General features: G+C 45.3%; 6 protein-coding genes and 1 pseudogene. 3 read left to right on the plus strand and 4 right to left on the minus strand.

Annotated elements, in window-relative coordinates; translation table 11 throughout:
* Positions 1–119 precede the first annotated feature (119 nt).
* The 4 genes and pseudogenes from QT984_RS24730 to QT984_RS24745 form a co-directional block, all read right to left on the minus strand.
* A complete protein-coding gene (locus QT984_RS24730) occupies positions 120–3,563 on the minus strand; it encodes a PAS domain S-box protein (RefSeq protein WP_333207792.1) in 3,444 nt (1,147 codons plus the stop codon).
* A gap of 262 nt (positions 3,564–3,825) precedes the next feature.
* Positions 3,826–5,748 (minus strand): response regulator, encoded by a 1,923-nt coding sequence (locus tag QT984_RS24735; protein WP_333207793.1) that lies wholly within the window; start codon positions 5,746–5,748, stop codon positions 3,826–3,828.
* A gap of 282 nt (positions 5,749–6,030) precedes the next feature.
* Positions 6,031–7,317 carry a chemotaxis protein gene (locus QT984_RS24740; protein ID WP_333052270.1) on the minus strand — a complete coding sequence of 429 codons (1,287 nt, stop codon included), beginning with the start codon at positions 7,315–7,317 and terminating at the stop codon, positions 6,031–6,033.
* Positions 7,318–7,384: 67 nt separating this feature from the next.
* A pseudogene (locus QT984_RS24745) lies at positions 7,385–8,654 on the minus strand (RNA-guided endonuclease InsQ/TnpB family protein).
* A 302-nt stretch (positions 8,655–8,956) separates the two neighbouring features.
* Between QT984_RS24745 and QT984_RS24750 the strand changes: the two are divergent.
* The 3 genes from QT984_RS24750 to QT984_RS24760 all read left to right on the plus strand — a co-directional run bounded on the left by QT984_RS24750 (position 8,957) and on the right by QT984_RS24760 (position 12,850).
* Positions 8,957–9,199 (plus strand): hypothetical protein, encoded by a 243-nt coding sequence (locus QT984_RS24750; protein WP_333052273.1) that lies wholly within the window; start codon positions 8,957–8,959, stop codon positions 9,197–9,199.
* 143 nt (positions 9,200–9,342) lie between these two features.
* A complete protein-coding gene (locus QT984_RS24755; RefSeq protein WP_333052276.1) occupies positions 9,343–11,889 on the plus strand; it encodes an ATP-binding protein in 2,547 nt (848 codons plus the stop codon).
* Between the two features lie 286 nt (positions 11,890–12,175).
* On the plus strand, positions 12,176–12,850 hold the full coding sequence (locus QT984_RS24760; protein ID WP_333052279.1) for an N-acetylmannosamine-6-phosphate 2-epimerase: 675 nt from the start codon (positions 12,176–12,178) through the stop codon (positions 12,848–12,850).
* Positions 12,851–12,979 lie beyond the last annotated feature (129 nt).

The raw sequence follows: 12,979 nt of genomic DNA on the forward strand, positions 1-12,979 counted from the left end.
TTTGCCGCTTACCTACTTAAGCCCTGAACATAAAAATCGACCTATCAGCCTCCCAAAATCATCCTACCCGCGTGGGTTGCCAGGAACTTGAGCTTGCGCGAGATATTATCAAAGCAATCTCAAACCTCCAAACTTTTTCCCCCCTCGCCTTCCAACGGTGCAGGCACTGTGAAATAGAAACTGCAGCCTTGTGAGACAACACTTTCGACCCAAATTCTGCCCCCGTGCTGCTGTACTATGCTGCGACAGATAGCCAAACCCAAACCCGTACCTCCTTTTTGGCGGGAGTCAGAAGCATCGACTTGTTGAAACCGTCCAAAGATTGTTTCTAGTTTATCTGCCGGAATCCCCCGCCCTCGATCTTTGACTTCAAATAAAACCCGCTCGCCCAAATCTTCCACCCTGAGAGTTACTGTACTTCCAGGAGCGGAGAATTTAATCGCATTGCTCAACAAATTTACCAGCAGTTGAACGATTCTGTCGGGGTCAGCCCAAATTTTTGCTGTTCCGGGCAAAATCAACAAATCAATGTTATTTTCAGCAGCCAAAGAAAGTACAGCTTCGGCAGACTTCCGCATCAAAACCTGGGCATCGCACCACTGCTTGACGAGGATAACTTGGCTCGAATCGAGCCGTTCTAAGTCGAGAATATCGTTGACCAAACGCACTAACCGTTCGGTATCGCTCGAAGCGATTTCTAACATCTGTTTGGCAGTTTCCGGTTTATTTTTCAGTACCCCAGCCGCCAGCAAACCTAAAGAACCGCGAATCGAGGCAAGTGGCGTTCGCAGTTCGTGGCTGACAATCGAAATAAACTCATTTTTCATTTTTTCAATTGCCCGACTTTCTGTGATATCTGTGACTGTGCCCACGTGACCAATTAGTTGAGCTTTGTCGGAAAAAATCGGAGCTGTTTTAAGCCGACAAAACCGAATGGTTCCGTCTCGCTGGATGTGGCGAAATTCGCCGGAAAATTCCCCATCTAGCGATTGCGATTGAGACCACTTAGACAGAATTAGTTTGAGGTCTTCGCGGTGAACAAACCGCATCCAGCCGTTTCCTAAAGCCGCTGCCGATGTGAAGCCACCAATTGCTTGACAGCGAGGATTTGTATAGGTACATTTCCCCTCAGTATCGATTTTGAAAATGCCCACGGGGGAACTCTCGCTCAGAGAGCGAAATAAAGCTTCGCTTTCCCGGAGTTCTGCTTGAGAGCTTTCTAGTTCTCTGGTTCGCTGCAAAACTCGCATTTCTAACCGTTCGTTGAGCTGTTGGAGGGTAGCTTCAGCAAGTTTGCGATCGCTAATATCGCGGTGGACTGATACCCAGTGGGTAAACTCACCATTTTCGTCCGCTATGGGGACAATGCTCATTTCTACCCAAAATTCCGTCCCGTCTTTGCGGTAATTGATCGAGTCAACCCGCACCGGCTGCCAGGTTTTCAAAGCTGTCCGAACTCGATGGAGACTGGCGCGATCAGTTTTTTCACCTTGGAAGATGCGTGGCGTTTTGCCCACAACTTCTTCTAGTGTATAGCCGGTCATTCGCGTGAAAGCTGGGTTGACATAAATAATTCGCGGCCCCGGTTCCTCAATCGGTTCAGCTTCGGTAATTAACACGGCGTCGTTAGTGGTGGTGACTGCTGATTCCAACAGGCGCAACTGCAATTCTCTAGCTTTGCGATCGGTAATTTCTCTAACAGTCCCCACCATCCGCACTGGATCGCCGGCTTCGTTGTAAAAAAACTTACCTTTTCCCTCCATCCAGTGAATGCTGCCGTCGGGCCAAACCACGCGCTTTTCGTGACAGTAATCTCCTCGCTGGGCGATCGCCTGATTGATAGCATTCTCCATATTTTTAAAATCTTCTGGGTGAACGCAAGCTGCAAAACTTTGATAAGTTCCGGCAAAAGTCCCTGGGGGCAACCCAAACAACTCTTCGTGTTCCCTCGACCAAACTATGTGATTTTTCTGCACGTCCCAGTCCCAAAATCCAATTTTGGTAGCCGACAAAGCTAAGCTAAGCTGCTGATTGATTTTCCGCAGCTCAATGCTAGTAATAGCAACTCGAAGTTCTCTGGCTATTTCGACTTCGCACTGCTGCCAAGGCAAAGATTTTGACCTCACATTTTCTTGCCACAACTCAAAGGAAATGCGAGGAGAAATTAATCGGGTGCCATCCGGTTTAAATTCAATTTTTCCCTCTGGTGTACCTGCCCAGTTGACAGTTTGAAGTGCTTCTGGACGGAACCACAAAATGTAATAATTTTGCATTTCGGACATGGCAAGCACCAGTAAACCGCTAGCAAATTCTTGAAAATTCTCGGCGGGCGGATACAGTTTTGAGAGAGAATCTGTATAAAAAACGTCATTATTTATTTGAGTTTTTATCCAAGCAATTAAGTTTTCGATTTCTACCAATTCCGGGGTTTGCCCGATGGTTGTTAAATTTTCATTGGCACACACAACTCCACCGGTAGCACCCACTAAGGCAAGCAATTCATCTCGGTAGGTTAGTAAACCTTCTACAAAGCAGTTTTTTTGAGAAATTTCCGTGATAAATTTTTGACAAAGTGCTTTTAAATAAATAGCATATTCCCGGTCTTCGCTATCTTGTTTATAGCTGAGTTCTAAATTCACAAACTTCGCTAGTAGTTCGCAAGCAGTTCTTGTTTCGTAGTTGACATACTTTCGTGTTGGATGGTGACAGGCAATCAATCCCCAGAGTTTTTTATTTTTGATTAATGTCAGGGTCATGCTAGCGGCAACGTTCATATTTTTGAGATATTGAACGTGGCAAGGCGAAACTGTTCTCAACAAAGAGCAGCCCATATCTAAAGGGCTACCCGTCAGCGGATTGCAGTGAGGAATTAGTTCTACAGGCTGACAGTTAATATCGGGAATAAACCGAATTAAATTCATGTTGAAGAGGTTTCTTGCTTGGGCGGGAATATCGGTAGCCGGATAGTGCAGTCCCAATAAAGGAGCCAAACTTTCTACTTTGTCTTCGGCGACAACTTCCCCCGCCCCGGTGGCATCAAATTGATAGACGATCGCTCGATCGAAACCGATTATCCTCCGCACTTCTGCAACTGCTGTCTGACACAGCACTTGCAGGTTTGGTGTTTTGTGGATTTTGTCTATCGGCTCTTGGACTAAATTATAACAATTGAAACAATCGCTCGTTTTTGGAGAAACAACCGACTCTAGTTCAACAATTAATGCTGAATTTGATAGATGTAGCGTCCCCTCAAAAAAAGACTGGCGGTCTTGACTTTTGAATGATAATCTGATACCATTACGTTGGTCTTTTTCAAATAAAGCTTTTTCAATAGCCTCAATTTCCTCAGTCTCGACAAATTCCTCTAAAAATTTATCCAAAAGTTGTTCGGGGTAAAGGCCCATCGCCTCAAAAGTATTGTTGCTAACTTGCAAAATTTTTAACGCCGGAGATTCCAGCACCAAAAGGATGCCGTGAGGTTGAATCGAACCTGGGGCGTAAATTAGTTCGCAGTCGCTGTTATTGAGAGTGCCTGTGTCTGAGGGCAATACCATCGCTTTCATCTGATTAATATTTCTCTAAATTAGCCTGTGTTCTCGATCGGCGGGTAAGCATCAATCAACCGCACCCCGTCGGAATTACACAATCTAACAATCCCCAGTCTTGGCTAAGGCTTCCTGATTTGTTTCGGACACGCACTGCATATTTGCTCCTAGTTATCCCATTTAAAAAAAAGAATACAACTGTAGGTACGTGCTCGAAACCCATATCTCATCAGCCATTCCCAGTTCTTCAATTCTTTAATTTTTTAAATCTAAAATGGGATTAGCGCTGTGCCTGAGCCAGTCTGTTTCTCAGTTGAGTCCGCTCCAAACGATTCAGGAGGCGAGCAATTAATTCCGGTTTCACGATCGGCTTGTTAACGTAGTCGTCAGCACCTGCGACAAACATTTGGCGCACGGTTTCCGACTCGGAATGAGCTGTCAAAAATAGCACGGGGAGCTTGCTCCAGCGCAAATCGTTGCGAACTGCCAAACACAGCTCGATACCGCTGTAACCGGGCATCTCCACATCTAAAATTAGCAAATCCGGACAAGTCGTTTCGAGTACCTCCCAGAACTTTTCGGGATCGTCCAATGTTGTTACTTGAAATCCCCAAGGTTGGAGAATCACTTGCAGTGCAGCCAATAGATGCACGTCATCGTCTACCACCATAACTTTAGCTTCAGCAGGGCCAGTCTGGTCGAGTAGTTGGGCGACTGCTTTGAGTATATCTGCTGGGGGGATAGATTTGTGTAAAAAGCCCGAAGCTCCCAAACGAGCAACTTCTATTCGATCGCTCAATTGATTGTGCCCGCTAAAAACCATTACCGGAATTTCGGGCTTTTCACTGCGGAGTTCGGCTAATAGAGAAAGTCCGTTTTCCTGAGATCTGGAAAATGTCAAATCCAGCAAAATCGCGTCGGGAGGCTGTTGAGAAATCGCATTTCTTGCCGCTTGCGGAGAGTTGGCGACTTCTATCTGGAAGTCGGAACCGGATGCTACTGTTTTGAGTCGATCGCTCCCAAAAGTATCATCATCAACAACCAGCATTCGGCGCTTTTGGGAAACCGCAGGAACCAAATCGCCTTCCGGTTCGGGCGACGGGCGATCGAATATCTGTTTGAGCTGATGCAGAAATTCCTCAATTTGCTGGGCTGTCCCCGGTTTCAAGATGTTTTGAGCCTTGAACAAATGTTCTATCTGGCGCGCAACTTCCGAACCTTTCGGCAGCCCTAACGTTCCCAAAGAACCGACTAATTTGTGAGCTTGGGCCTGGGCTTCCTCGCGCACTTCGCCCTCCAAGCTTCCGCTTTTGAGTTGATCGATCGCGCGATCGAATATCGCCACCTTTTCTATAAAATTAGCTTTTAAATTTCCGCGCATTTGGGCAATTGCATTCAAGACTTTGAGACGGCGCTCGTCTTTGTTTAATTCCTGGCTCGACCCGCTGGATTCAGTAGATAAAGTCTCTTGAGTTTTAGCAGTTTCTGCCGTTTCCTGTCCAACTTGTTGGCTCTCAATCTCCTCCGGCAGACTTTTGAGCCGATAGCCCAATCCGTACACTGTTTCCACTAAATCTACAGTCATCCCGGCTGCTTTCAGCTTCTGCCGCAGCCCCTTGATGTGAGCAGTAACGGCTTCTTCTTGAGGAAATTCGCCGGCCGACCAAATGCGATCGAGGATGGCGCTGCGACTGAAAATGCGCCGGGGATTTCTCAGGAAAAGTTCCAGCAAATTGTACTCTTTAGGAGTCAAGTGCAGCACTTTTTCGGCATAAGTTACTTCCGTAGTGTCCGGGTTGACTTGCAGTTTTTCCCATGTCAAATTTGTACTTGACAAAGTTGCCTTACCCCGGCGCAGCAAAGCCCGAATGCGAGCGATTAATTCTTCGAGATTAAAGGGTTTGACCACATAATCGTCTGCACCGGCCTCTAAACCTTGGACTCGATCGTTGCTGCTATCTAGCGCTGTCAGCAGTAATATCGGCATTTGGCAGCCGGACGATCGCAATTTTCGACACAAACTAATGCCATCGAGTTTAGGAATCAGCACATCCAAAACAATCAGGTCGTAATCGTATGCCTGCACCAAATGCAACGCTGTTTCACCGTCTGCTGCCGCATTCACATTGTAATTGTGAGAGTTCAGCGCTTGAGTCAGCAAACTGACTGTAACTGTGTCATCTTCTACCAGCAGGATTTTCATAAACGTCACCTGTCCTTCCAACTATTCTTGGAATTTTTTAGAGGTTTTTGGGGCTAATTAAATAGCCTTTTTACAACTGAATTTGAAAATTCCTCACCTTCAGTATAACAAATATAGCCTTTCTCAGTAACATGAGGTACTCTCGGATCTAAGGCATTGGGCATTGGGCATACCTCACCACGCTTGAGAACTGCTATGGTATTCTTGAAATAGAATGATTGTAAATTATTTTTTTTTATTTATTTTCCTCTACAAATATTTCATTAGATTGCGGCTGAGATTTTAGGGCTTTTTGGACTTCAACGCCTGCTGAATCTTTTGAATCAAATATTGCGAGGAATCTTGATTTTTAACTAAATCTTCCAACTCGGAAGCCGCCACTTCTGTGTGTTCTATTTCTCGAACTAAAGAATCAGCGGTAACACTTTTTATGACTCCCAAAGGTTCTTGGATAGCCGTCAATGAATTGAAGTTTTTTTCCGCTATTAATTCTTCCAACTCTAACAGAGCCATTTCGGCGCGATCGATCTTGATAGTCACGGATTTAGCCACATTAGCACCCGCTCTTGCTGCCTCAGTGAGTTCGTGAACTCGAAGTTTAAATCGGCTGGCAATTTGCTCCATTTGAGTCCCCAATTCAAAAGTTTTACTTGCCAGTCTGCCAATTTCTAGACTCACTTTACTCAGGCCGCTGGGCTGACTTCCCATTTGATTGGTAACTACAGCCACCTGTACTGCTAAATGCCTGACTTGTTCGATCGCCTCCCGGATGGTTCGGGAAGTGCGGTTAACCGTTTCTAAATCATTAGCTATGGCTTTGCCCACGCCCAAAATTTTATCTGTATTGTTGCAAATAGAATTAGCACCTTGAAAAGTAGCTTGAAATGCTTGGCGACCTTCCGAAGAAATCAGTTTTGCAATCCTCACAAATCGCTGATTCATTTGAGCAATTTCTTCAGCTTGTTTGACCAGCGCCGCTTGATGGGAATTCGGATTGACCTGGGATTTTTCTGCTTGACGTTGGTAGCTTTTTAAAAGTTCATTACATTCATGAACTTTCGCTCTTTCTTGTTGAATCAGCGCCAAATACTTGTGTCTTTCTAGTCTGTATTTTTGAATAGCTTTGTTGGTTTGTGCTAAAATCTTTGACTGGGCAATCACCAGAGTATGAATGTTCAAAAGGCGGTGGCTCTGGTCTTCCATTACCACAATTATCGGTTCATAAATCAAGTCTCTATGCCTGTTGAAAGACGCTTGGACAGCATCGTCAATTTTCCAGTTTTCCGAAAGCAGCAAAGGCGGAATTCTAATAAAATCTAACAAGGCTCGAATCGGGTGTGACCCGTAAAGTTCTACGCGATCGGGAAAACTCATTTGCTCTCGAAATTTGACGCGAGAAATCATGCCCAATACCTGTGATTCATGAGTAATAATGACTCCCGGCAGGTCGGGTTCTTGCTCAAATCTTTCAGCCACTACCTGTCCTAGAGTTGCAGCGCTCACTTGGAAGTCGTGACACGGCAGATGTCCGATCGTGAAATCGGGGGTGAGTTGAGTTGGATTGCTCATTTACCCGGATAGTGTTAAGTACAAGTTAACAAATTATATATTAATATTATAGCTGGCAAAAGTATAGTCATTTATAGACATGGGGGGCGTTAAGTCCCTCCCCTTTCACTTTTGCTTTGAGCGGATCGACCCGCCTCGGCTGAACTACGCAGCTCCCTATCCCATTGCTAAAGGCATTTGGGATTGCTTTTCTGAGGATATTGTACGCTGCATTCACATCGGAATTAATTAGCTGACCACTCGACGTTTTGTACAAACCCCGCTTAATCCGTTTACCAGTAAACACAGGCTCTTTTTCTGTTTTTCCATAAACAGGAATTGGGTCTAAACCTAAAAAACTGGATCGGGATGTGTAGGATTCTTCCTGCACAATTACTGTGATTCCCGCCAACCGAGCTTTGTACTCCAACATTTCAATTAATCGAGAGTGAGGAATACTAACAAAGTTTTGATTGGTTTGCTTCCCTAACTCGATTTCTGTTTTCCACTGCGCGTTCTTGCCAATTACTAGCGTCCCAATCTGCTTGGTGAGCAAAAGGTTAATAATTAGACGGCTAGCATGATGTAAGTAATTATCAACTTTTTGATGGCGACAGCGAGTTAAGCGCGCTCATGCGGGGTGAAGTTTTGCGATTCCCTTTTAAGTGGGATTGCAATCGTGCTTTCCGCTTGTTGTAGAACTGGTTGATCGATTTCAATGGTCGCCCGTTAATCAACAAAGGGATAAATCCCGGTTGATTTGAAGTTAACGCCACTAAATTATCCAGTCCCAAATCAATACTAGCTACAGAGTTGGCATTGCCAAGGGTGGACTCCGCTTCATCATAAATCACCTCAATTACATAGGAATCACATTTCGGAACCAGTCTAACTTGACAAATCTGGTTGGGATTGAGTTGGGTTTTAATTGAAAGTTCAGTGCCGGAAAGTTTAATGATTCCTTTCTTCAACTGTTTGCTGCTAATTGCTTGAATCGTGTAGACGAGAAGGTTTCGCCCTTTAGTCTTATCTTTGTACTTTGGCAGTTTTGGACGACCCGTGAATTTTGAAGAATCAGCTTTGTAAGCTTTAACGGCTTCAAAAAACGATTTCCAATTATTGTCTAGCACCATCAAGATTTGCTGACTTACTTTAGCAGGCAAAGCCTTGTAGGCTTCATGAGACTTCATCAATCGGTTCATTTCGTTATAACTGACATAACCCCATCCATAAATAAAGCTCTGACAAATGACGTAATTGGCGGCATTGTAGAGGTTTTTGGACTTGAAAGCTAGTTCGTCTATTTGGGCGAAACGGTGTTCCGTGGATTTAATGATGTGCCTCTCTGTTAGCTGCATTTGAGACTTCCCTTCTTTGGGCTGTGCGTATTTCTTGTTCAACACTCATAGCGATATGATACCATTCTTGTTTATAATGGCTTATAAACTCAACGAAGTTTTACAATACTGGAATAAGATTGTTGAAAGTAGTCAACGACCCAGCACGGAAGTGACTGGGCTTGGGGCCTAAAACTTCATTTTCAGTTGACCAGCCTGAGACCTTTGATGTCTAGGTTTTGTGAGTAATGACACCAAGCGGATGCGTAGCTAGTCCCCTGTTCTGTCGTTAAGGGTTAAACATTTTTATTTGGGTTAAGGACGTGCCATTAGGCGAATCAGCTCAGAAAACAAAGGCGCGTGCTAACTTCACCCCAGCAATGGGAGTGGAATTGCTTAGTTTCCATCAACAACCCGGTTCACAAACACAACCAGAAGCGATCGATTATACAGCCCTATCCCTTCCCCCTGTTTCCTCCTACCGCTTTCGCGCTCGTAAAACGCTGAAGTGGGGGTTACTCGCCCAGAAGAAAAAGGACAACTATAGGGAAAAATTAACTCTCTGACCCTGGGGCCTTCTATTACCTAGTGTCTGACTATTGTCATCTCAAGTCTGTTGGATCGGCCACGCCAGTTGTCCCACGGGTTCCGTCCTCACAACAGGGGCATTCATATTTTGTTCTTTAAAACAACCGGGAAAATATCTAGATTGAAACCAAAAACCTTAAATCGGACTTTGCCGCTAGCAACCTTTGAGGCTGCTTACCAGTTGTTACAGCAAATGGCTGAAATCCCAGGGGCGATTTGGCTCACCGACGATGCGATCGCTGATTCTCAAAATCTGGAAAATTCGTCGGAAAGGTTTGCAGCAGTAGTATCAGAGCATTTTAGCGCGCTGCTGCAGGGCAAGGTATTAGATGAGCTCGCAACAAACGGACGCAAACACAGCGAAAAAAATCTCTATTCGCAATTGAATGTGCAGTTGACTTTCGACCCTGGGGCGATCGCCAATTTCCTGTCTCCCATCGCAGACAAACTCGCAGAAATAAAGCCCGCACCCCCGTGGAAAATTGACATTCGCGCCCTCAAACAAGCAATTAAAAATATACAGCCCAACTCGGCCGTTCTGCAAAGCGAATTCACCCTAAATTTGCTGGATATTCTCGCTGCTAAGGCCAGCCAAAATAATCGCCTGCCCCTACACAGCCAAACAGAAATAGAGGGAAAATCAGCGCCCAAAATTATAGATCCAGAAACGCTACAAAGCCAGATTGCCGAAGCCGTCAATCAATTACAAATTGCCAGTCCCTGCATTTCATTTTGTCAGCCAGTAGAAGATGCTTTGCAGCAACAGCTTGAACAAGAGCGACTTTTGAATCAGGTGACAACTCAAATCCGCCAGAGTTTGGAATTGCCTGTAATTTTGTCAAAAGCAGTCGAGCAAGTGCGAGAGTTTTTGGATGTCGATCGCCTGTTAATTTATCAATTTGAAAAAGTGCCAGCGCCGCACAAGGTCGAGTTAGCTAAAGAAAATCCTGCGGCAGTTTCTGGGTGTGGCGAAATCCCAGAAACTTCCGGGTCTTACTTGTATTTAGGTCGCGTTACCTACGAAGCTTTAGCCAATGATGGTATCTCGTCTGTACTAAATTTTAGTGAAGACGCGCAGTGTTTTACCAATGGAGTCATTGACCGAGAAAAATATCGCAAAGGTTTGGCTTTGTGCGTCGCGGATGTGGAAACAAGTTACTCTTCGCAGCCTTGTTTTTTAGAGTTGATGCGGCGGGCGAAGGTGCGGGCAAAGTTGCTAGTGCCGATCGTAGTTCAAGACGACTTGTGGGGGCTGCTAATTGCCCACCAGTGTACTTTTCGCGAGTGGGAAGAAAGCAAAAAAACATTTTTGCGACAAATAGCAGAACATTTGGCGATCGCGATTTACCAAGCCGAACTTTATGCACAAGTCCAGCAGCAAAAGCGCACCTCAGAACAGCGCGTAATAGAGCGCACGCGAGAACTGCGCGATGCACTGGTTGCAGCCCAGTCTGCCAGCCTCGCCAAGAGCGAATTTTTGGCAGCTATGAGCCACGAATTGCGGACTCCTCTGACTTGCGTCATCGGCATTTCTGACACGCTGCTGCGGTGGTCTTACGGCAAAGTTGGCAGTAAAGAAGTGCCAGTGCAAAAGCAGCGGCAGTACCTGCAAACTATCCGAGACAGTGGCGACCACTTATTAGAATTAATTAACGATATTTTAGATTTATCGCAAGTAGAAGCGGGAAAAGCAGTATTAAAAATTAGTGAATTTTCACTTTCTAAATTAGCTTCTCAGAGCCTGCACGCCCTCAAAGAAAAAGCTGCGGCTAAAGGCGTGGAACTGCTGCAAGAACAGCGGATAAAACAAGAGTGCGATCGCTTCATCGCTGACCCGCGCCGCGTGAGACAAATTCTCTTCAATCTTTTAGGAAATGCGATTAAATTTACTCCCAAAGGCGGGCGAGTCATCCTGCGAGTTTGGGTGACAGAAGATAAAAATCGAACGTCGGCAGTGCGGCATCCCGGTACTGCACCTGCAGGCAGCACCGCTGTTTTTCAAATCAAAGATACCGGCATTGGAATTCCCGAAGATCAGCGATCGCTGTTGTTTCAAAAATTCCAGCAGTTGGATTCCCCCTACCGCCGCGAATACGGCGGCACCGGTCTGGGATTGGCCTTAACTAAACAGTTAGTAGAGCTTCACGGCGGTGCGATCGAAGTTAACTCTACAGTTGATGTCGGCTCTACTTTTACCGTTTTTATACCCATCCAAACTCTAACCAAAGATGAATCCACAAAATTAACCTATGAAAAATCTAATTCATCTTTACCGCTGCATTATTCCTCGCGGGGCAGTCTCGTACTCGTGGAAGAAGATGAAGAAACTGCTATGTTGATTTGCGATATCCTGACAGCAGCAGGACTGCAAGTGGTGTGGATGATTGAAGGTTCAGCGGCGGTGGAACAAATTGAACTTTTGCAGCCGAATGCTGTGATTGTCGATATGCGTTTGCCCGGTATGAATGGCTGCGAAATAATTCACCAACTGCGCGAAAAACCCGCTACTGAAAATATCAAGATTCTGGCTTTAAGCGCTAATGAAATTCCGCCCGATCAGATATCTTTTGTGACGGCGGGAGCTAACGATTGTTTGGCTAAACCGATTCATCCCGAGCAATTGCTGGACAAAATTATTTCTTTAATGGCTGGGATTGGTAATGGGTAATACAATTTTAGATTTTAGATTTTAGATTTTAGATTGGGGAATGACCACGAATTTCTTCATGTGGTACCCGCCACGTGATTTATCCCTGGAATCAATCCAAAATCGAAAATAGAAAATCCTCAAGAAAGAGCATTTATCCGTGGGCTCAATCTAAAATCTAAAATCTAAAATCTAAAATCGATTGACTCATTGGATATGGGTTGGGATATGGTCTACAGTTACATTCTTTTTTTGAACTGGTATAATTTGTAATTCCCAATTACCCATTCCCCATCCGCAATTCCCCATGATTAATTGTCAAATTCCTACAGGATTAATTGTTTCTTGTCAAGCACCTGCTGATTCGCCGCTGCACGATCCGATCGTAATTGCGGCAATGGCGCGAACCGCTATCAATCGAGGTGCATCGGGGGTGCGGATTGACACTCCGGCTCACATTGGGGCGGTGCGTAAACAGATATCCGCTCCCATAATTGGGATTTGGAAGCAGCAATTGCCGGGATGCGAGATTTACATTACTCCTCGGTTTGAAGACGCGCGGGCGATCGCCGCTTCTGGAGCCGATATTATCGCCGTTGACGCTACTGAGAGAAACCGTCCTCCCGGCGAAGATTTAAAGACGTTAATCGCGCGAATTCACAGTGAATTGGGCAAATTAGTGATGGCGGATGTAGATACAATAGAAGCTGCGATCGCGGCAGCCGAAGCTGGTGCAGATACTGTAGCAACTACTCTTTTTGGCTATACTGCCCAGACGGAAAATTTGTCGCCGCCGGGATTTGATTTGCTTGCGGAAATGGTAGAAAAGCTTAAGGTTCCCGTTATCTGCGAAGGCGGGATATCGGGGCCGGAAATGGCTAAAAAAGCCTTGGATTTAGGAGCGGCGGCTGTTGTTGTTGGGACAGATATTACTGGGATTGATCTTAAGGTGACAGCCTATAAGTCGGTGATTGGCAAGTAAGAAGGAAGTTCGGCAACGGATTTTTTAACGGATGTAACGGATGTAACGGATTGAAGGAAGTTCGGCAACGGATTTTTTAACGGATGTAACGGATGTAACGGATTGAAGGAAGTTCGGCAACGGATTTTT

Source organism: Microcoleus sp. Z1_B2 (assembly GCF_036700325.1).
Lineage (GTDB): Bacteria > Cyanobacteriota > Cyanobacteriia > Cyanobacteriales > Microcoleaceae > Microcoleus.